We start from the raw sequence: 20,693 nt of genomic DNA on the forward strand, positions 1-20,693 counted from the left end.
CGGAGTAATCCGATGAATATGGCAGAGAGCCACCTCAACCCCGTCGATCGCGCCGCGGCGCCCGCAGGCAGCCACGCGGAGCCCGGCCAGACGCCGCTCGCCCCGCTGAACGCGAAGATCGAAGTCAACAACCTGAACTTCTTCTACAACAAGTTCCATGCGCTGAAGAACATCAACATGCGCATCCCGGAAGGCAAGGTGACGGCGTTCATCGGCCCGTCGGGCTGCGGCAAGTCGACGCTCCTGCGCACCTTCAACAAGATGTACGCGCTCTATCCGGAGCAGCGCGCGGAAGGCCAGATCCTGATGGACGGCGAGAACCTGCTCGACTCGAAGCGCGACATCTCGCTGCTGCGCGCGCGGATCGGCATGGTGTTCCAGAAGCCGACGCCGTTCCCGATGTCGATCTACGACAACATCGCGTTCGGCGTGAAGATGTTCGAGAAGCTGACCCGCTCGGAAATGGACGACCGCGTCGAATGGGCGCTGACCAAGGCCGCGCTGTGGAACGAAGTGAAGGACAAGCTCAGCCAGAGCGGCTACGGTCTGTCGGGCGGCCAGCAGCAGCGTCTGTGCATCGCGCGCGGCATCGCGATCCGCCCGGAAGTGCTGTTGCTCGACGAGCCGTGCTCGGCGCTCGATCCGATCTCGACCGGCCGCATCGAAGAGCTGATCGCGGAGCTGAAGAGCGACTACACGGTCGTCATCGTCACGCACAACATGCAGCAGGCGGCACGCTGCTCGGATTACACGGCGTACATGTACCTGGGCGACCTGATCGAATTCGGCGAGACCGAAAAGATCTTCATCAAGCCGGTGCGCAAGGAAACCGAGGACTACATCACCGGCCGCTTCGGTTGATGACGGAGAGAATACGATATGTCGGATAAACATCTGTCGAGCCAGTTCGACGCCGATCTGAATGCGGTGTCGTCGAAGGTATTGGAAATGGGCGGCCTGGTCGAATCGCAGATCACGGAAGCGATGCATGCGCTCAACGAGTTCGACCGCAACGCGGCCGAGCGCGTGATCGTGGCGGAAGAGCGCCTGAACCACATGGAAGTCGAGATCGACGAGGAGTGCGGCAACATCATCGCGCGCCGCCAGCCGGCCGCGCGCGACCTGCGCCTGCTGATGTCGATCTCGAAGACGATCACGAACCTCGAGCGCGCCGGCGACGAGGCGGAGAAGATCGCGAAGCGCGTGCGCCGTCTGGTCGACGAGCCGGCCGCGCGCGCGGTCAACATCGCCGAGATCAAGATCTCGGGCGAGATGGCGGTGACGATCCTGCGCCGCGCGCTCGACGCGTTCGCGCGTCTCGACACGGTCGCGGCCGCGCAGATCGTCAAGGACGACAAGGAGATCGACCAGGAATTCCGCGCGTTCGTGCGCAAGCTCGTGTCTTACATGCAGGAAGATCCGCGCACGATCTCGGTCGGCCTCGACTACCTGTTCATCGCGAAGGCGATCGAGCGGATCGGCGACCACGCGAAGAACATCGCCGAATTCATCATCTATATCGTGAAGGGCACCGACGTGCGGCACCAGCCGCGCGACCTGCTCGACCGCGAAGCCAATAGTTAACACGTCACGTTAAGGACGGACAGAGGTGCCGATGCCCAGCAATATTCTCGTCATTGAAGATGAGCCCGCGATTTCCGAATTGATTTCGGTGAATCTTCAGCACGCGGGACATTGCCCGATTCGCGCGTACAACGCCGAACAGGCGCAGAACCTGATCAGCGACGTGCTGCCGGATCTGGTGCTGCTCGACTGGATGCTGCCGGGCAAGTCCGGCATCGCGTTTGCCCGCGACCTGCGCAACAACGAGCGCACCAAGCACATCCCGATCATCATGCTCACCGCCCGCGGCGACGAGCAGGACAAGGTGCTCGGGCTCGAGATCGGCGCGGACGACTACGTCACGAAGCCGTTCTCGCCGAAGGAGCTGATGGCGCGCATCAAGGCGGTGCTGCGCCGCCGCGCGCCGCAACTGACCGAGGACGTCGTGTCGATCAACGGCCTGCGTCTGGATCCGGCGACGCATCGTGTCGCGGCGCATGCCGAAGGCAGCGAGATCAAGCTCGATCTCGGTCCGACGGAGTTCCGCCTGCTGCATTTCTTCATGACCCATCCGGAGCGCGTGCACAGCCGCACGCAACTGCTGGATCAGGTGTGGGGCGATCATGTGTTCGTGGAGGAGCGCACCGTCGACGTGCACATCAAGCGCCTGCGCGCGGCGCTCAAGCCGGCGGGCTGCGATGCTATGATCGAAACCGTGCGCGGCAGCGGCTACCGGCTCGCCAAGCACGCCTGACGGCCACGCGGCGCGAGGGGGTGCGCGCCGTACGATCCCGACTGTTCTCTTCTTTGTTGAGCGCCGAACCATGAACATCATCTGGGCGCGCTTTCTGGTGTCGCTCGTGCTGCTCGCGCTGCTGAGCGCGATCGTCGGCGTCTTCATCGGCGTTCGCACCGCGCTTGTCTTCGCACTCGTGATGCTCGTCGCACAGAGTTTCTTCAGCACGTTTCACACGCAGCGCCTGTGGCGCCTGCTCGATGCGCCCGTGTACGGCGAAGTGCCCAGCGCACCCGGCATCTGGGGCGAAATCTATTACCGGCTGCACAAGCTCGCGAAGCAGTGGCACGCGCAGGTGCGCCAGGTCGAGCAGCAGCATTCGCGCTTCATTCAGGCCATCCAGGCGTCGCCGAACGGCGTCGCGATGCTCGACGACCGCGATCAGATCGAGTGGTGCAACGCGATCGCCGAGGTGCACTTCGGGCTCGATGCGAAGCGCGACCTGCGCCAGCACATCACGCACCTGGTGCGGCATCCCGATTTCGTGCGCTACCTGAGCGCGCAGCATTACGACGAGATGCTCGTGATGCGCGGAATGGGCGGCGCGCGGCAGAACGTGCTGGCGGTGCAGGTGTTTCCCTACGGCGACAACCGCAAGCTGCTGCTGACGCAGGACATCACCGAGATCGAACGCACCGATGCGATGCGGCGCGACTTCGTCGCGAACGTGTCGCACGAGCTGAAGACGCCGCTGACGGTGCTGTCGGGCTTCCTGGAAACGATGCGCGAGCTGCCGCTGTCCGAGGACGAGCGTTCGCGCTATCTCGAGCTGATGGAGCAGCAGGCGTCGCGGATGCGCTCGATCGTCACCGACCTGCTGGTACTGGCGAAGCTCGAAGGCGAGAGCAAGCCGCCGGCCGATCGCGCGGTCGACATGCTGGGCGTGCTGAACCATCTGCAGGAAGACGCGAACACGCTGTCGAACGGACATCACCAGATCAGCTTCGAGATCGACGAGACGCTCGCGGTGACGGGCGCGCAGACCGAGATCTTCAGCGCGCTCGGCAACCTGGTGACCAATGCGGTGCGCTATACGCCCGAAGGTGGCCGGATCCAGGTCGCGTGGCGGCGCGACGGAGGGCAGGCGCTGTTCTCCGTCGTCGACAGCGGGCTCGGCATTCCGGCGGCGGACCTGCCGCGCCTGACCGAGCGCTTCTATCGGGTCGACCGCAGCCGGTCGCGCGATACGGGCGGCACGGGGCTCGGGCTGGCGATCGCGAAGCACGTGCTGCAGCGGCACGACGCGCAGTTGCTGATCCAGAGCGAGGAAGGGCGCGGCAGCACCTTCACCGCCCGGTTTCCCGCGCATCGGACCATCGTGCGCAGGCAGGCCGCGTAGCGCGCGGCGCAAGGTAAAGCAAAAAGGGGCGGCCCGAGCCGCCCCTTTTTTTATCGACGCGCCTTTCGCATCGACGTGCGCCGCCCGGCGGGGCTCAGATGTTCGCGCCGCCGTCGATCGAGATCGACGCGCCCGTGACGAAGCGGCTTTCCTCGCTCGCGAGATAGGCGACCGCGCCCGCGATGTCGGCCGGCGCGCCGTAGTGACCGAGCGCGAGCCGGCCGCGCTGGTAGTCCGCATGCGGGCCGGCCGCGGGGTTCATGTCGGTGTCGATCGGGCCGGGATGGACGAGGTTCGCGGTGATGCCGCGCGGTCCGAATTCGCGCGCGAGGCCTTTGTTCAGGCCGATCAGCGCGGCTTTCGTGAGCGCATAGAGGGCGGCCGAGCCGTTGTCGACCCGCTCCGCGAGACAGCTGCCGATCGTGATGACCCGGCCGCCCGCGCGCAGATGGCGCGACGCTGCCTGGGTTGCCGCGAACACGGCGCGCACGTTGACGGCGACTAACTGGTCGAAGTCGTCGAGCGTGGCCTCCGCGAGCGGCTTGAAGAGCCAGCGTCCCGCGTTGTTGACGAGTATGTCGAGCCGGCCGAACGCCTCGGCAGCCTGATCGACCGCCCGGGCGGCGGCGCGGGCATCCTCGGCATCGGCCTTCAGCGCCAGCGCGCGGCGGCCGAGCGCTTCGATATCGCGCACCACGGCCTGAGCGGCGTCGGCCGAACGGGCGTAGGTGATGACGACGTCGGCGCCGTCCGCGGCGAGGCGGCGCGCGATCGCCGCCCCGATGCCGCGGCTCGCGCCCGTGACGAGCGCGACCTTGCCGGTCAGCGGCGTGCGGCCGGAAACCGGCGGTTGGACGACAGCGGTGGAAGCCACGGGTGACGACATGATCGTTCCTTTATGTAGTGATCGTTATAAAATGGTGCGTGACGGCGCCCGGTGCCGTCAAACGATTTATGTAATGACAGTTATAGAAATAGGGATATGCGATGGCGGAGCGAGGACGTCCGCGCGGTTTCGATCGCGAGGCAGCATTGGCGTGTGCCATGGAACTCTTCTGGGCGCACGGCTACGAGGGCACGAGCATGGCCGATCTGACGGCGGCGATGGGCGTTGCCGCGCCCAGCCTGTACGCGGCGTTCGGCGGCAAGGAGGCGCTGTTTCGCGAGGCGGTGGAACGCTATGCGCGCACGGACGGGCGGCATACCGTCGACGCGCTGTGCGGCGGCGGCGGCGCGCGCGACGGGGTGGAGCGGATGTTGCTGGCGGGGGCGATGGCGTTGACGCTCGAGGCGCGGCCGCATGGCTGCCTGGTCGTGCTGGGCGCGGCGGGCGGCGCGCCGTCGGACGGCGATGCGCACCGGCTGCTGTACGACTGTCGCGCGCGCGTCGGCCGGCTGATTCGCGATCGTCTTGCGCTGGCGGTGCAGAGCGGCGAGTTGCCGGCCGGCACGCCGACGGAGCCGCTCGCGGCTTTCTTCGAGACCGTGCTGCAGGGGATGTCGATTCAGGCGCGCGACGGCGCGTCGCGCGAGCAACTGGAAGCGGTGGCGCGCACGGCGATGCGCGCGTGGCCCGCGAATCCGTAGCGGCGGCGCGTCCGGCGGACGCGCCGCGCGCTTACGTGCAGAACTTCGCCATCAGCCCGAGCTGCGCGCTGCGCGCCGTCTTGCCCGCGCGGCGGCGGCGGTAGTGGCCGTCGCTCTGCATCAGCCACGCGGATTGATTGTCGCCGAGGAACACCGACAGGCCTTCCGCGATCACCCGGCGCTTCAGCTTGCGCTCCTGGATCGGGAACGCGACTTCGACGCGGCGGAACAGGTTGCGGTCCATCCAGTCGGCGCTCGACAGGTAGACGCGCTCCTCGCCGTCGGCGTGGAAGTAGTAGATGCGGTGGTGTTCGAGGAAGCGCCCGACGATCGAGCGCACCGTGATGTTCTCCGACAGGCCCGGCACGCCGGGCTGCAACGCGCAGACGCCGCGCACGATCAGGTCCACCTTGACGCCCGCCTGCGACGCCTCGTACAGCTCGGCGATCACGCTGGGCTCGAGCAGCGCGTTCATCTTCGCGACGATGCGCGCCCGCTTGCCCGCGCGCGCGTTGGCGATCTCGGCGCGGATGCCGTCGATGATCCGGGGATGCAGCGTGAACGGCGATTGCCACAGCTCGTGCAGCTTCAGTTCGCCGCCGATGCCGGTCAGCTGCTGGAAGACGTGGTGCACGTCCTCGCAGATCGCGGGCTCCGCCGACATCAGCCCGAAGTCGGTGTACAGGCGGGCCGTGCGCGGATGGTAGTTGCCGGTACCCAGGTGCACGTAGCGGCGCAGCGTCGCGCGGCCGTTGCGCATCACGCGCCGCACGATCAGCATCATTTTCGCGTGGCACTTGTGGCCGACCACGCCGTACACGACATGCGCGCCGACCGCTTCGAGCTGCGACGCCCAGTTGATGTTGGTTTCCTCGTCGAAGCGCGCGAGCAGTTCGACGACGACCGTCACTTCCTTGCCGTTGCGGGCGGCCTCCATCAGCGCGTCCATCAGCGGCGAGTCGGTGCCGGTACGGTAGATCGTCTGCTTGATCGCGACGACGCTCGGATCCCTGGCCGCCTGCTGCAGCAGTTCGAGCACGGGCTGGAAGCTTTCGTAAGGATGATGCAGCAGGATGTCGCCGTGATCGATCGCGTCGAAGATCGTCGGCGCATTGGCGATCGCGGCGGGAATCGACGGCGTGAACGGCGTGAACTTGAGCTCGGGCAGATCGACCAGATCCGGAAGTTGCATCAGTCGCACGAGATTGACCGCGCCGTTGACGCGGTAGCAATCCTTGTCGTTCAGCGCGCTTTCGTCGAGCAGCCGGCGCACCAGGTGCGCCGGCGTATCCGCCGACACTTCGAGCCGTACCGCGTTGCCGAGATGCCGCGCGGGCAATTCGCCTTGCAGCGCGACGCGCAGGTTGGTGATTTCGTCCTCGTCGACGAACAGCTCGCTGTTGCGCGTGATGCGAAACTGGTTGCAGCCCTTCACGACGAGCTTCGGGAACAGCTCGCCGACGAAGTGCTGCATCAGCGAGCTCAGCAGCACGAAACCATGCTGAAAGCCGGACAGCGCCTGCGGCATCCGCACGAGGCGCGGCAGCGCGCGCGGCGCCTGCACGATGCCCATCACCGCCTGGCGGCCGAACGCGTCGCGGCCTTCCAGCTCGACCACGAAATTCAGGCTCTTGTTGAGCACGCGCGGGAACGGGTGCGCGGGATCGAGCCCGATCGGCGTGAGCACCGGCAGCAGCTCGTCGACGAAGTAGCGGCGCGCCCAGTCGACCTGCGCGTCGCTCCATGAGTCGGGATCGTGGAAGTAGATGCCTTCGTGTTCGAGCGCGGGCAGCACCGTTTCGTGCAGCAGCGTGTACTGGCGGTGCACGAGCCGCTGCGCGCGTTCGACGACGAGATCGTACACGTGCTGCAGCGACATGCCGTCGGGCGAGACCGCGCCGGGGTTGTCGCGCATCTGCTCGTGCAGCCCGGCCATCCGGACTTCGAAGAATTCGTCGAGATTGCTGCTGGTGATGCAGATGAAGCGCAGGCGCTCGAGCAGCGGGATGTGCGGATCGGCGGCTTGGGCGAGCACGCGCTCGTTGAACCCCAGGATGCCCAATTCACGATTGAGAAGCGGATAACGGATGGACATCGGCAGAGAATACGGAAGGTCAGGCGAAGGCTCGAAAGGACGCTCGGAAATTCTCACGGTGCGATGACGTCTTGATGACAATTTGATGTTTATCGCCAAATAATACGCTTGAAATCCATAAATCTCACCTCCGTTTCCGCTATATACAATGAAGGGGCGCACCTGCGCGTCGGATGTGACACCCAAGGGCGTACAGCGCTTAAAATGGCGCCTTTGATTTTTCAGGCCGGCGCGGCACCGCCGCGCGGCCGGACGAGAACGGAGCCCCACCTCGATGGTTACATCCCCGCATTTACTGGCTGCCGTCGATCTCGGCTCGAACAGCTTCCGGCTGATCGTCGGGCGCGTCGAGGAAACGCCCGCGGGCAGCCAGATCTATCCCGTGGACGCACTGCGCGAATCGGTCCGGCTCGCCGCCGGATTGTCGGGCGACAAGATGCTCGACCGCGCGTCGCAAGAGCGCGGCTGGGAGGCGCTCAAGCGCTTCGGCGAGCGTCTGCGCGATTTCCACCCCGACCACGTGCGGGCCGTCGCCACCAACACGCTGCGCGTCGCGAAGAATGCCGGGGAGTTCCTGGGCGAAGCGCAGGCCGCGCTGGGCTTCCCGATCGAGGTGATCGCCGGGCGCGAGGAAGCGCGCCTGATCTACGCGGGCGCCGCGCACTCGGTGCCGGCGAATGCGGGCAAGCGGCTGGTCGTCGATATCGGCGGCGGGTCGACCGAATTCATCATCGGCTCGCATTACACGCCGCTCGTGATGGAAAGCCTCTACATCGGCTGCGTGAGCCACAGCCGGGCCTTCTTCCCGGCCGGCAACGTCGACGAATACACGATGCGGCAGGCCGAGCTGGCCGCGAAACGCGAAATCCAGATCATTTCGGGCGATTACAAGAAAGCGGGCTGGGATCAGGCGATCGGCTCGTCCGGCACCGCGCGCGCGCTCGCGGAACTGGTCGAGGCCAACGGATTCAACGATTCGGGCATCACGCACGGCATTTCGCGCGGCGGCCTCGAGCGACTGAAGCGCGCGCTCATCAAGGCGGAAAACGTCAATCGCCTGAAGCTCGTCGCGCTGAAGCCCGATCGCATTCCCGTGCTGGCGGGCGGCCTGTCGATCATGCTGGCGGTGTTCGAGGAGCTCGGCATCGACTATGTCGACACGACGGACGGCGCGCTGCGCCTCGGCGTGCTGTACGACCTGCTCGGCCGGACCCAGCACGAGGACATGCGCGCGGTGACGGTCGAAGGCTTCATGCGCCGCTACGGCGTCGATCGCGCGCAGGCCGAGCGGATCGGCGCGCTGTCGGTGCGCTTCTACGATCAGCTCGGGGAGCCGGACGACGAGCGCCGCGAGGAAAGCCGGATGTTCCTCGGCTGGGCGGCGGCGCTGCATGAGATCGGCCTGTCGATCTCGCACAGCGCGTATCACAAGCATTCGGCGTATATCGCGAGCAATGCCGACATGCCCGGCTTCTCGCGCACCGACCAGGCTCGGCTGGCCGCGCTGGTGCTCGGTCATGCGGGCAAGCTCGGCAAGCTGTCGCAGGCGCGCGACGTCGAGTGGCCGCTGCTGTTCTGTCTGCGGCTCGCGGCGCTGCTGTGCCGGCGCCGGACCGATACGGGCCTGCCCGATATCTCGGTCGCGCAGATGAAGAAGGGCGGCTATGAAGTGCGGCTGCCGAACGACTGGGTCGAGCAGAACCCGTTGACCGACTACAGCCTCAGCCAGGAAACGGCGGAATGGGAGAAGGTCGGTATTCCGTACCGGGTCGTGTATACCGGCGCGTGAGCAGGGCGGGCCGCTGCCCGTTCAGACGGTTCGGACACACGCGGCGCCCAAGGGCGCCTGTCGCCGGGGAAGGCCATGCGTTACGGCGACGTGCAGACGATCGCGGTCAGGAACGGAAACGCGTCCTTCACGACCGCCTGGCTGCCCGCCTGCCGGACTTTCGCCTCGACCGCGTCTTTCGATCCCCTCACCACCACGCCGTACGCCCAGTCGCCGATCGGCTTGCCGTCGCCGTGCTCGAAGATCGGGTCGTTCGCCTGATAGCCGAGCACCACGAATACCGGAAAGCCGTACGCGCTCAGCGAGCGGTTCGTGCGGAACGCATTCATCGAATTGGCTTCGACGTGCATCGGTTTGGTTTTGATGTCGCCGTCCGCGAGCAGCGGCGCGACGAACGCATGGCCGGTCGACGAGCAGTCGAGCGCGGCGTCGAGCGCCGGGGCGGCCGCGAACGCGGACGTCGCGAGGCCGGGGGCCGCGCAAGCCAGCGCGGCGATCAGCAGTCCCGCGGCCGGGCGGAAAAAAGTATGCATGCAATGAGCGCGCCGCAGCGGCGCGTGATGGTCGTTGGCCCGGAATGGCTTCGTCCGGGGCGCGGGCGGACGCGCGGTCGCGCCGGCGTGCCCGCCGCGGCGATGCCGCGCCGCGTGGCCGCGTGCCGCAGGGTCTGAAGCCGTCGAGGTCCGATGATAGCGAAAACGCCGCGACCGCGCCGTGCGGCAGGGCTCAGAACTCCATGTCCAGCTCGTCGATGTCGTCGCTTTCCGCCTTCGCGCCGTCGATCCACTCGGCGACGAACGGATGCGCGAGCACCCGCATGCAGTAGTCGGCGATGACGGGGTCGAGCTTCACGTCATAGGTCAGGAAGCGAGTGACGACCGGCGCGTACATCGCGTCGGCGATGCTGATCTCGCCGAACAGCCAGGGACCGCCGTAGGTCGCGAGGCAGTCGCGCCAGACGGTCACGATGCGCTCGATGTCGTGCTGCGCGCGCGACCAGATCCGAAATGCCGGAAAGTGCGCGCGCAGGTTCATCGGCAGCGCGGAGCGCAACGCGCTGAAGCCGGAGTGCATTTCGCCCGAGATCGCGCGGCAGTGCGCTCGTTCGTGCCGCCGGGACGGCAGCAGCCGGGCGTCGGGCCGGATCTCGTTCAGATATTCGGCGATCGCGAGCGTGTCCCAGACCTGGATGCCGTCGTGGCTCAGGCAGGGCACGAGGATCGACGGGGAGAGCAGCAGCAGCTCCGCGCGCGCGGCCGCGTCGATCGGGACCGTCACCGTTTCGAACGGCAGGCCGCTCAGTTTCGCGAGCAGCCAGCCGCGCATCGACCAGGACGAATAATTCCGACTACTGATCGTCAACGTGGTTTCTTCAGTCTGTTTCATGTCGGCTCCCTTCGGATCAGACGTCGTGTCCGGCGCGCGCCCGTGCGCACCGCCGCAGTGCGGCGCACCATGCCGCGCGTTCACGCTGGTGCATCGCGATGCCGAGCCGGCGCGGCGCCGGGTGCGCGCACCCGGCCGCGCTTTCTCGGGCGGCGTGCGCCGCGCGTTCCCGATGGCGGCGCGGGCGCGGGGTAGGGCGTCCGCGGACGGGTCATCACGCGCAAGCGTCGTGCCAGCGCGTTCGCCTGGCATATGTATTGCCTGTCGATTGGCTATCGACGGCCTGGAGCAAGACGCCCATGAATACGCTTGCCTATCCCCTCTATCAGTGGCTGTCGGAGTGCATGCGGCCGTCGCGCGCGTGGGCGTCGTGCGCGCGCGCCGTGCTGTCGGCGTGGCCGCCGTTCGCGGCCGACCCGCAGAGCCGCACCCTGGACGCGTGGTGCGAGCTGTTCGAATGCGCGGGCCTGTCGCATCGGCGCCCGGCGTTCGGGATCGAGGCCGTGACGGTCGACGGCCAGCGGGTGCCGGTCGTCGAGGAAGTGACGGCCGGCACGCCGTTCGGTTCGCTGCTGCACTTTCGCAAGGCGATGCCGGCGCGTCAGCCGCGCGTGCTGATCGTCGCGCCGATGTCCGGCCATTTCGCGACGCTGCTGCGCGGCACGGTGCGCACGATGCTGGCCGATCACGACGTCTATATCACCGACTGGCACAACCCGCGCGACATCCCGCTGTCGGCCGGGCGCTTCGGCTTCGACGAGTATGTCGGGCACGTGATGGATTTCGTCCGGCATATCGGCCCGGACGCGCATCTCGTCGCGATCTGCCAGCCGACCGTCGCGGCGCTGGCGGCGGTATCGCTGATGGCGGCGGACGACGATCCCGCGCAGCCGGCGAGCCTGACGCTGATGGCGGGGCCGATCGACTGCCGGATCAATCCGACGCGAGTCAACGACCTGGCGAACAGCCGGCCGCTCGAGTGGTTCGAGCGGCACCTGATCGGCGTGGTGCCGCCGGGCTTCGCCGGCGCGCAGCGCCGCGTCTATCCGGGTTTCGTGCAGCTGTGCGCCTTCATGTCGATGAACCTGAAACGGCACGAGACGTCGTTCTCCGATCTGTACTACGAACGGGCGAAAGGCGATCCGGCGCGCGCCGATTCGATCCGCGGCTTCTACGACGAATATTTCGCGACCACGGATCTGACCGCGGAGTTCTATCTGGAAACCGTCGACAAGGTATTCCAGCACTATGCGCTGCCGCGCGGCGAGCTGACGGTCGGCGGCCGGCTGATCGAGCCGGCGGCGATCCACCGCACCGCGCTGCTGACGATCGAGGGCGAGAAGGACGATATCTGCGCGGTCGGGCAAACCTTGGCCGCGCAGGAGCTGTGCCGCGGTCTGCGGCCTTACATGAAAACCCATCACGTGCAGACGGGCGTCGGCCACTACGGCGTGTTCAACGGACACAAGTGGGAAACGCAGATCTACCCGATGGTGCGCGCGACCATCCACGACAACGAGCCGTACGACGCCGGCCGTTCAGCGGCATCCGGCGCGGCCGGAGGCGATTGGGTGACGCTGCGCGCGCGGCTCGATGCGATGGCCGGATCGGGCGCCGCGTTGGCGCACTGATCCGGCCTCGCGCCGCCGCGCGTACCCGCGTCACGCGGCGGCGCTGCCGCTCCACGGCGTCGCCGGGGGCACCGCGCACGGTCCTTCCACGTCGATCGACGTGAAATCGGCGGGGCCGACGACTTCCAGGTACTCCATGTCCTCGGAGTAGTCGAACAGGTAGTGGACGATGCCCGGCGCTTGATGGACGCAGTCGCCGGCTTCGACCCGCGTCTCCCGGTCGCCGTACATGAAGCGCGCCCAGCCCTTCAGCATGATCACGATGTGGAAATCCGCCTCGTGCCGGTGCCAGCCGGTGCCTTGCCGCGGTGCATGGTTGGCCTTCACGAGTTGCGCGACGACCTTGCCGTGCGTCGCGGCGGCGATGCCCAGGTCGCGGTAGAGGAAGAAGTCGCGCAGGCCGTCGCCCTGGAAGGCGGTGTCCTGCGGCTTGACGTGGGCGAATTCGGTGACGAGCGAAGGGGTCATGGCGGCGTTCCTCGAACAAGGGGTCCGCTCGCATCGAAGCATTTCCCGTTCCAGGGGCGAGCCCGGTCGGGCACATCGCACGGCCGAAAAAAAACCGTCGCCCGGCAGGCGACGGCTTCACGCGGCGATCGATGACGCTTATTGCTGTTGCTGGAGATACTGCTGCACCTGCTTCATCGTGACCTTGCCCGTGTGCGCGGTATCGATCTGCTCGAAATGCTGGGCGACGTAGCCGAGGCCGTTGGTTTGCGCCTGCGTCTTCGAGATTGCCGCGCCGTCGCTCAGCACGCTGTTCGCGCCGAGGCTCGCGGCCAGTCGCGCCTGGGCCTGCTGCTGCAGTTCGGCGCCCGTCGTCGCCGACGCGGGCGCGGCGATCTTGGCGCGCGGAAAGAACGGACCGTCGACGCCGCCGCCGCCGGGCGGCGCGGCGGGCGACACGGCCTGGATCGACGCGGCCAGGGCACCGCTTGCCGCCGTGGCGGCAAGCGCGAGCGCGATCATCGTGGGGAGGCGCCGCAACAAGGAAGTCTGGGACATAACGTAACTCGCAAGAAATAGGGGTCGCGCGAGCGGGCCGTGAATCGCGGCCCGCTCGTCGTTGGGCTCAGCGGGCGGCCGCCAGTGCGGTCTTGACCGTCGGCGTGTTGGCGGGGTTTTCGTCCGGCCACGGCGGCGGCAGCTTCGCGAGCGTGAGCGCGTTCGAGATCGGCTGGCTCTGGTAGTACGACTGCAGATCGGCCTGAAGCTGCGGCCGCGCGACGTTGTCCAGGTAGATCATGTGTCCGCCCTGGTAGAACGTCACCTGCAGGTTCGGATTGAGCCCCGTGGACTGCAGGCGGGCCAGCTGGTTCTCCGTGATGAAGAACGGCGTCGCGAGATCGTGGTAGCCGTTCGCGGACAGCACCTTCAGCTGCGGATTGAGCGTCAGCGCGGCCAACAGGTCGGGGATCGTATCCGGCACGGCCTGGCCCGCATGGCTGAAGTTCCATGCGCCGATGATCGCGTTGTTGAGCGTCTGATAGGTCGCGTTCGGCGCGGTATAGCCGAGGTAGTTCGGCATCTGCGTTGCCAGCGCGGTCGTGAACGGCTGCGAGATCAGGATGTCGGACGGATCGGAGTCGGCCTGCAGGCGCGGATCGGTGCTCGGCAGCGACACGCGGCCGTCGTAGCGGCCGATGGTCGAGCCTGGCACGAGCGCGGTGCCGTAGTAGCTGTTGCCGAAGTACGCGTTGAGCGATGCGACCGTCATGTTCGTCTGCGACGACCAGGCCGACAGCGTGGTGTTGTTCGGGAACGTCGCAGGGGTGGTCTGCGGGGCCGAACCGCTGAAGAAGAAGGTCGGTGCGTACTGAGACAGCGACGTGTACTGCGCGGTCACGAAGTTCTGCACCTGCAGCGCGTAGGTGGCCAGGCTGGTGGGCGCGGGCGACACCTGGTTGAAGTAGTTGGCCACCTGCGCGTAGCTCAGGAAGTAGCCGATCATCCCGTCGGTGGTGTACTTCAACTCGACCTGATAGTTGGCCGAATTCTGGTTCGTGATCGCATACGTCTCGCCCGGATCCGCGAAATAGTTGAGGATCGACGATTGCAGCACGATGCCCGTGAGCTTCACGCCCGCCGATTCGAGCGACAGCGCGAGCATGTTGGTGCGCGGCGTGCCGTACGATTCGCCGTACAGATAGATCGGCGAGCTGGCGCGGTTGTTCACGTTCAGGTAGCGGCGGATGAAGTCGCGCATCACCTGCACGTCGGGATCGGCGCCCCAGAACGTCTTGTTCGTGTTCGGCTGGATCGCTTCGGACAGGCCGGTGCCGGGCGGGTCGATGAACACCATGTCGGTGGTGGCGATCAGGCTTTCCTGGTTGTTGACCAGCGGGAAGTTCGGCCAGCCCGTCATCAGCGGGTCGGGCGTCGCGACGCGCGTGGGCGCGAACGAGCCGAGCCGCAGCCATATCGACGACGAACCCGGCCCGCCGTTATAGAAGAACGTGACGGGGCGGGGCGAGCCGTCCGCGCTCGGCGCGGTGTACGCGACGTAGGACATCGTCGCTTCCGCGTTGCCGCTCGGATCGGAAGCGGTCAAATGCCCGGTGGTGGTGGTGTAGTTGACGGTGGTGCTGCCGGAAGTCCACGTGTGATGCATCACGGCGGCTTTTTCCGACACTTGCGCCGCGGGCAGGCTGTCGCCGGCGTTCGGGGAGTAAGCGACATTGTCGGCATAAGGTTGATCGGGCGGGGGAGGCGTCGTGCTCGTGCCGTCGCCGCCGCATCCTGCCAGCGCGAGCATGCCCAGCGCCAGCATCGTCCCTCCCATCGCCCGGGCTTGTCGGCCATGCCCGGTGCTGTTCCTGAAATTCCTGTCTTTCATTTTTATCCTTTTTGCCTTTCGATTAATTAACGAAGCAATTGCAGCAAGGGTAAAACCTCGATCGCCGAGCTTGAATATTACGTTTATTTTAATAAATTCTTTCGTTTTTATTATCACGTGTGATTTTAATAAATCGTAAAAATCCAAAATGAGAGCGTCAACCGGCTCGAGTGGGAATCGTGTCGAGTTTTGTGTGCGTGGGCTCGGGGAGAGGTAATGCGGCCGTGCTTTTCGCCTGAAGAGAGAGGCTGGCGGCGGGTAAATGAAATGAATCGCTCGCGGATTTTGCGATATTGACTAATGGGATTTGCTGTTCCGCGTCTTTCGGTGTCGAGTATCGATCGTTCCGAAATAATCGAGTGAGCGGCCGCACGAGCGGCCGCCCCGAGCAAGGGCGGTCGCGCCATCCGGCCGCCCCTTGCATCAATGCGCGATGTCGACGCGCATTTCCTTCAGCAGATTGTCCGCGTGATCGAGGTGATGCATCACCCACAGCATGTAGCGGACGTCGACGTGAATCGAGCGGGTTTCGGCCGGGTTGAACAGCCAGCCGGAACTCACGCCTTCCCAGTTGCCGTCGAAGGCGAGGCCGACGAGCTGGCCGTTCTTGTCGAGCGTCGGCGAGCCCGAGTTGCCGCCCGTGATGTCGAGGTTCGCGAGGAAGTCGACCGGCAGCGTGCCGAGCGTGGGGCTTGCGAATCCGTCGAACGCTTTCGCGCGAATCGCGTCGATCTCGGCTGCCGGCGCATTGAACGGCTCGATGCCGGTGTTCTTCTGCACGATGCCGTCGACCGTGGTGAACGGCGCGTAGCTGACCCCGTCGCGCGGGACGTAGCCGCCCACCGTGCCGAACGTCACGCGCAGCGAGCTGTTCGCGTCGTGGTAGATCGGCCGGCCGTGCGACGTGTCGAAGGCGATCAGCGCGCCCATGTAGCGGGCGCGCAGCCGCGATTCGTCGCCGTCCAGCGCTTTCTGCTCGTGTTCGTACGCGAGCAGGTCGGGCATCAGCGCGGTCATCAGCTTCAGCCATGTATCGTTGCTGGCGCCGATCTGCTCCGGCGTGGCATCGAGCCACTTCAGGCGCGTCGCGGTGTCGGTGAGCGTCGAGCCGCGATACAGGTCGGCCACTTTCCGGCTCAACCCGGCCTGATCGGACGCGCCGTCGAGCCAGCGATCGAGCGCGGGCAGCCGCTGATCGGCGGGCAGCTTCACGTAGCGCTGCAGCTTGTAGACGAGCAACTGCTGGTCGACCGCGGGGTCCATCACGCGGTCGAGCCGGCGTGCCTCGCCCTGGAGGCTGATCTCGTCGCGCTTCTGGTAGCCCGGTTCGCGTTCGAGGTTCGGCTTCTGCTTTTCCTGCGCGAGCCGCACGATCTGGTAGGCCTGGTGATACAGGCCGCCGTAGCCGAGGATCCGGAACGCGAGATTGCGCTCCCGCAGCTTCATCTGGCTGTCGATCAGGCGCCGCAGGTCGGTGACGTCGGCCGGCTGCGCGGCGCTGCCGGCGGGTTGCGCCGCCAGCCAGCGATCGAGTTCGGCTTCCTTTGCGCGCTTGACCGAGAGCGCGTCGCTGCGGGCGAGGCCGTCCAGATTGCCCTGGTAGTTCTTCATCGCGTTGTTGACCCCCGCGACCAGGTTCGCGTACTTGACCGCGATGTCGGGATGCTGCTGGCTGGCGGCGTCGACGATAGCGAGCTGATCCTTGAAGATCCCGATCTCGGTCGGATAGCGCCAGTCGATCGCGCTCTGCAGTTCGTCCGCCAGGCGGTAGCGATCGGTGCGGCCGGGGTAGCCCGCGACCATCACGAAATCGCCGTTGCCGACGCCGTTCTGGTTGACGCTCAGCCAGTGCTTCGGACGGTAGGGCACGTTGTCCTTCGAGAACGGCGCGGAGCTGCCGTCCTTCGCGACATAGGCGCGCAGGAAGCTGAAGTCGCCCGTGTGGCGCGGCCACATCCAGTTGTCGATGTCGCCGCCGAACTTGCCGATCGACAGCGGCGGCGCGTAGACGAGCCGCACGTCGCGGATCTCGCGTTGCCGGATCAACTGGTAGTTGTAGCCGCCGCTGAACGTGTAGACGTCGCAGCGATACCCGGGCTGCTCGCAGTCCTGCACCAGGCGTTTTTTCGCGAGGTCGATCGCGACGTAGCGCGCATAGCCGTCCATGTCGGGCTTGAGCGTCGCGTTGATCCGCGCGGTGACGTCGCTGATCTGATCGGTGACGTAGACGCGCTGGGTCGGATCGGCGGGCAGTTCCTCGCCGGTCTTGCGGGCGAGGAAGCCGTTCTCGATGAGGTTCTTCTGCGGCGTCGAGTTGTATTGCAGCGCACCGTAGCCGCAGTGATGATTCGTGACGATCAGTCCGTCCGGCGACACGAACGACGCGGTGCAGAACCCGAGGCTGACGACGGCGTCCATCGGCCACGCGGTGAGCGTCGCGAGCTTGTTCGGATCGAGCGCGAGGCCGCGTTGTTCGAGCGTGGAAGCGAGTCCGGGGAGTTGCGGCGGTTGCCACATGCCTTCATCGGCGCGGGCGGTGACGGCAATCGAAGCGGCAGCCGCGAGCAACAGCATGCTCGCGGCATGTGATGATTTTGGAAGCATTGAATCCTCTATCTCTTCTTGTTATCACGTGGGCCGGCCGCGTTGTGCGCGGGCGATCCGGTTGTGCCGTGCGCGGCGGATATCCGCGCCGGGTTCTGCTGACAAAACGAAAGCATGCGGACGGCTGCCCGCATCGGCTGACAGTGTAACGATTCGCGCGCACGGCCATTAATCGGATCGTTTGAACAACCGGGTGCGGCGTTGACGGAGGCGGTGCGGCGAACGCGCGTGACGGGGGGCGCGTGCGCGTCTGAGCCGTCCGGCCGAATGCGGCGCGTGTTAGTTTCCTGCACCGGCGGCCGCGATTCGTCAGACGGGCCGGCCGAGGATCGACAGCCGGAGACCGGGTACGGACGGCGAAACGGGGGCGAGCGAGGATGGCGCGGGAGATGGGGGTGGCTTGGCGGGACGCGCGGCGCAGCGTGCCGGCGTCGTATCCGTATTGGTGCGGATGGGGCGTGGTCGCGGCGGTGTTCGTCGTCGATATCGCGTGGCTCGATGCGAGCGGCGATGCGGTGCGGTGGGACGGCGCGCTGGCCGTGGCGCAGGTGATCGCGATCTGCGTCGGGCTGGGCGGCGCCTTGTGCGGCGTCGCGCGCATTCCGCGCTATCGGGATCTGGCCGTGCAGTTCCGCTATCACGAGGTGGCGGAGACCCTGTTCGCGTTGGCGTTGCTCGCGACGTTCGTGTCGGTGACGAGCGTGCTGTCGTATTTGTGCGTGACGCTGGACCCGCCATTGATCGACGCAGCGCTGCTGCGTACCGACGCCCGGCTGGGATTCGACTGGCCGGCAGCCTACGCGTGGGGACGCGCTCACGCATCGGTGCGGGCAGGTTTCGCGTTCGCGTACGACAGCGCGAAGTGGCAATTGATCGGCGTCACGGTGTTGCTCGGCGTGACGGGACGCCGAGCGGCGTTGCGCGAATTCGTGTGGCTGTTCATGGCGTCGTGTCTGCTGGCCGTGGCGATTTCGGCGCCGTTTCCGGCGGCCAGCGCGTTCGTCCATTTCGGCGTGACGGATCCGAACACGGCCGACACAGTGTCCGATTTCGCGCTGCTGAGGCATGGCGGGCTGCGGGTGTTCGACCTGGCGGCATTGCAGGGATTGGTATCGATGCCGTCGTTTCATGCGGTGATGGGCGTTTTGTTCGCCTACGCGCTGCGTCGGGTGCCGGTGCTGTCGGTGGCGGCGTTGGGGCTCAATGCGCTGATGATCGTATCGACGCCGACCCAGGGAGGACACTATCTGATCGACGTGATCGCGGGACTGCTGCTCGCGGCGGTCGTGATCGGCGGATCGAGATGGGTGAGGGGCGAAACGATGTGGCGCGGGCGCCGGCGGCTTGGAGGGTGAGGAGAGAGTCTGCGGGACATGCTTGCATGCCCCGCAGACCTTTGAATCTACTGCATGTTCCTGGTCGGAGCGATAGGATTCGAACCTACGACCCTCTGATCCCAAATCAGATGCGCTACCAGGCTGCGCTACGCTCCGAGGAATCGAAGATTTTAGCGGGTTTGCCGTAACGGGGTCAATCAAATCGTGCAAATATGTGGAGCCGGGGCCGGTTGCTTGTGCCGTTTCGCGCTCTGGACGAATCCTGGAGACCGTCGATGATGAATCTGATCCTGTGGCGTCACGCCGAAGCGGAAGACTATGCGTCCAGCGATCTAGCTCGCCAGTTGACCGCGCGGGGCCGCAAGGATGCGCAGGCGATGGCGAAATGGCTGCGCGCGCGCCTGGAAAGCGGCGCGGTGATTCTCGCGAGTCCCGCCGCGCGCACCGTGCAGACCGTCGAGGCGTTGACGGACCAATACCGGACCGTGCGCGAGCTTGCGCCGGGCGGTGGCGTCGGCGACGTGCTCGCCGCCGCCGGCTGGCCCGACGGCATCGCGCCGACCGTGGTCGTGGTCGGCCATCAGCCGACGCTCGGCGGCGTCGCCGCCCGGCTGCTCGCCAACAACGGCGAGGGCTGGTCGGTTCGCAAGGGCGGCCTGCTGTGGCTTGCCAGCCGCAGTCGCGACGGCTTCCCTCGGGCGGTGCTACGTGCGGCTATTTCGCCCGATCTGGTTTGATTGGACGGGATCAAACGGTATTTCGGGCTTTCCGCTAAAGTCAAATCGGCGACACGTCATCGAACGGACACCGTTTTGCCACGCAAGCGTCACGGCTGGTTACTACATTGGCGGGCATGTCGTCTCCTTCCTTACGACCAGGAAAGCTACATGCGAGAACTGCCGACGCCCACGCTCCCTTTTGCCTCGCTCATCGATCTGCCGCGTCGCCGCTTGCCGCGCGCGGCCGAGACCGTTACCTCCGAATTCCGTCTGCGCGCCGCGTGGGCGCGCACCGAAGACGAATTGCGCGAAGCGCAGCGCCTGCGCCATAACGTGTTCGCCGACGAGATGGGCGCGCACGTCAGCGGCCCGGCGGGCCTCGACGTCGATCCGTTCGACGCGTACTGCGATCATCTGCTGGTACGCGATCTCGACACGCTCAAGGTCGTCGGCACCTATCGCGTGCTGCCGCCGCACCAGGCCGCGCGGGTCGGCCGCTTGTACGCCGAAGGCGAATTCGACCTGTCGCGCCTGACGCACCTGCGCGCGAAGCTGGTCGAGGTCGGCCGCTCGTGCGTGCATCGCGACTATCGCAGCGGGTCGGTGATCATGTCGCTGTGGGGCGGTCTCGGCACGTACATGATGCAGAACGGCTACGAGACCATGCTCGGTTGCGCCAGCGTGTCGATGGCGGACGGCGGTCACTATGCGGCGAACCTGTATCAATCGCTCGGCGAATCGCTGACGACGCCGGAATACCGCGCGTTCCCGCATACGCCGCTGCCCGTCGATGAGTTGCAGACCGGCGCGAAGGTCGCGCCGCCGCCGCTGATCAAGGGCTATCTGCGTCTCGGCGCGAAAATCTGCGGCGCGCCCGCATGGGATCCCGATTTCAACTGCGCGGACTTCCTGACGCTGTTCCGTCTGTCGGACATCAACGCCCGCTACGCGCGCCACTTCCTCGGCGAGACGCCGCCGCGCTGACGCGCTGCGCGACCCGCGACGACGGCA

18 protein-coding genes and 1 tRNA gene are annotated in these 20,693 nt (G+C 66.3%); 10 read left to right on the top strand and 9 right to left on the bottom strand.

Features of this window, described 5'->3' with window-relative positions:
- Nucleotides 1–12 precede the first annotated feature (12 nt).
- The 4 genes from pstB (at nt 13) to phoR (ending at nt 3,698) form a co-directional block, all read left to right on the top strand.
- Nucleotides 13–861 (top strand): phosphate ABC transporter ATP-binding protein PstB, encoded by an 849-nt coding sequence (pstB, locus tag RZR99_RS16275; protein ID WP_323120804.1) that lies wholly within the window; start codon nt 13–15, stop codon nt 859–861.
- An 18-nt stretch (nt 862–879) separates the two neighbouring features.
- Nucleotides 880–1,584: a phosphate signaling complex protein PhoU gene (gene phoU / locus RZR99_RS16280; protein ID WP_323120805.1), complete on the top strand. Its 705-nt coding sequence runs from the start codon at nt 880–882 to the stop codon at nt 1,582–1,584.
- A gap of 31 nt (nt 1,585–1,615) precedes the next feature.
- Nucleotides 1,616–2,317, top strand: a complete 702-nt coding sequence (gene phoB, locus RZR99_RS16285) for a phosphate regulon transcriptional regulator PhoB (protein ID WP_017332664.1) — start codon at nt 1,616–1,618, stop codon at nt 2,315–2,317.
- A 70-nt stretch (nt 2,318–2,387) separates the two neighbouring features.
- Complete coding sequence (gene phoR, locus RZR99_RS16290) at nt 2,388–3,698, top strand: phosphate regulon sensor histidine kinase PhoR (protein WP_323120806.1); 1,311 nt, start codon at nt 2,388–2,390, stop codon at nt 3,696–3,698.
- A gap of 94 nt (nt 3,699–3,792) precedes the next feature.
- Here phoR and RZR99_RS16295 read toward each other — a convergent pair whose 3' ends face one another.
- The gene (locus RZR99_RS16295; RefSeq protein WP_323120807.1) at nt 3,793–4,584 is read right to left on the bottom strand and encodes an SDR family NAD(P)-dependent oxidoreductase; all 792 of its coding nucleotides are present in this window, start codon (nt 4,582–4,584) and stop codon (nt 3,793–3,795) included.
- A gap of 101 nt (nt 4,585–4,685) precedes the next feature.
- Here RZR99_RS16295 and RZR99_RS16300 point away from each other — a divergent pair, with 101 nt between their 5' ends.
- Nucleotides 4,686–5,285, top strand: coding sequence for a TetR/AcrR family transcriptional regulator (locus RZR99_RS16300; RefSeq protein ID WP_323120808.1), 600 nt, complete (start codon nt 4,686–4,688; stop codon nt 5,283–5,285).
- A gap of 31 nt (nt 5,286–5,316) precedes the next feature.
- Here the strand turns inward: RZR99_RS16300 and ppk1 are convergent, their stop codons facing one another.
- Nucleotides 5,317–7,380, bottom strand: a complete 2,064-nt coding sequence (gene ppk1, locus RZR99_RS16305) for a polyphosphate kinase 1 (protein ID WP_323120809.1) — start codon at nt 7,378–7,380, stop codon at nt 5,317–5,319.
- Nucleotides 7,381–7,654: 274 nt separating this feature from the next.
- On the opposite strand from ppk1, the gene ppx reads away from it, so the two are divergent.
- Nucleotides 7,655–9,169 (top strand): exopolyphosphatase, encoded by a 1,515-nt coding sequence (gene ppx, locus RZR99_RS16310; protein ID WP_323120810.1) that lies wholly within the window; start codon nt 7,655–7,657, stop codon nt 9,167–9,169.
- A gap of 80 nt (nt 9,170–9,249) precedes the next feature.
- On the opposite strand, the gene RZR99_RS16315 is transcribed toward ppx, so the two are convergent.
- Both RZR99_RS16315 and RZR99_RS16320 read right to left on the bottom strand, forming a co-directional pair.
- Nucleotides 9,250–9,702, bottom strand: coding sequence for a hypothetical protein (locus RZR99_RS16315; protein WP_323120811.1), 453 nt, complete (start codon nt 9,700–9,702; stop codon nt 9,250–9,252).
- A 193-nt stretch (nt 9,703–9,895) separates the two neighbouring features.
- Nucleotides 9,896–10,555 carry a glutathione S-transferase gene (locus RZR99_RS16320; RefSeq protein ID WP_323120812.1) on the bottom strand — a complete coding sequence of 220 codons (660 nt, stop codon included), beginning with the start codon at nt 10,553–10,555 and terminating at the stop codon, nt 9,896–9,898.
- Nucleotides 10,556–10,854: 299 nt separating this feature from the next.
- On the opposite strand from RZR99_RS16320, the gene RZR99_RS16325 reads away from it, so the two are divergent.
- Nucleotides 10,855–12,186, top strand: coding sequence for a polyhydroxyalkanoate depolymerase (locus tag RZR99_RS16325; RefSeq protein WP_323120813.1), 1,332 nt, complete (start codon nt 10,855–10,857; stop codon nt 12,184–12,186).
- Between the two features lie 30 nt (nt 12,187–12,216).
- Here RZR99_RS16325 and RZR99_RS16330 read toward each other — a convergent pair whose 3' ends face one another.
- The 4 genes from RZR99_RS16330 to RZR99_RS16345 form a co-directional block, all read right to left on the bottom strand.
- Nucleotides 12,217–12,654, bottom strand: coding sequence for a cupin domain-containing protein (locus RZR99_RS16330; protein WP_323120814.1), 438 nt, complete (start codon nt 12,652–12,654; stop codon nt 12,217–12,219).
- Between the two features lie 138 nt (nt 12,655–12,792).
- Nucleotides 12,793–13,191 carry a hypothetical protein gene (locus RZR99_RS16335; protein ID WP_323120815.1) on the bottom strand — a complete coding sequence of 133 codons (399 nt, stop codon included), beginning with the start codon at nt 13,189–13,191 and terminating at the stop codon, nt 12,793–12,795.
- Nucleotides 13,192–13,258: 67 nt separating this feature from the next.
- The gene (locus RZR99_RS16340) at nt 13,259–15,022 is read right to left on the bottom strand and encodes a S10 family serine carboxypeptidase-like protein (RefSeq protein ID WP_407655458.1); all 1,764 of its coding nucleotides are present in this window, start codon (nt 15,020–15,022) and stop codon (nt 13,259–13,261) included.
- 423 nt (nt 15,023–15,445) lie between these two features.
- Nucleotides 15,446–17,626: a S46 family peptidase gene (locus RZR99_RS16345; protein ID WP_323120816.1), complete on the bottom strand. Its 2,181-nt coding sequence runs from the start codon at nt 17,624–17,626 to the stop codon at nt 15,446–15,448.
- Between the two features lie 395 nt (nt 17,627–18,021).
- Between RZR99_RS16345 and RZR99_RS16350 the strand changes: the two genes are divergently transcribed.
- On the top strand, nt 18,022–18,981 hold the full coding sequence (locus tag RZR99_RS16350) for a phosphatase PAP2 family protein (RefSeq protein WP_323120817.1): 960 nt from the start codon (nt 18,022–18,024) through the stop codon (nt 18,979–18,981).
- Nucleotides 18,982–19,042: 61 nt separating this feature from the next.
- Here RZR99_RS16350 and RZR99_RS16355 read toward each other — a convergent pair.
- Nucleotides 19,043–19,119: transfer RNA gene (locus RZR99_RS16355), tRNA-Pro, on the bottom strand.
- Nucleotides 19,120–19,241: 122 nt separating this feature from the next.
- On the opposite strand from RZR99_RS16355, the gene RZR99_RS16360 reads away from it, so the two are divergent.
- The gene (locus RZR99_RS16360) at nt 19,242–19,700 is read left to right on the top strand and encodes a SixA phosphatase family protein (RefSeq protein WP_323120940.1); all 459 of its coding nucleotides are present in this window, start codon (nt 19,242–19,244) and stop codon (nt 19,698–19,700) included.
- 150 nt (nt 19,701–19,850) lie between these two features.
- A complete protein-coding gene (locus tag RZR99_RS16365; protein ID WP_323120818.1) occupies nt 19,851–20,666 on the top strand; it encodes a GNAT family N-acetyltransferase in 816 nt (271 codons plus the stop codon).
- Nucleotides 20,667–20,693: the final 27 nt, after the last annotated feature.

The sequence above is a fragment of the Burkholderia alba genome (assembly GCF_034721475.1).
Taxonomy (GTDB): domain Bacteria; phylum Pseudomonadota; class Gammaproteobacteria; order Burkholderiales; family Burkholderiaceae; genus Burkholderia; species Burkholderia alba.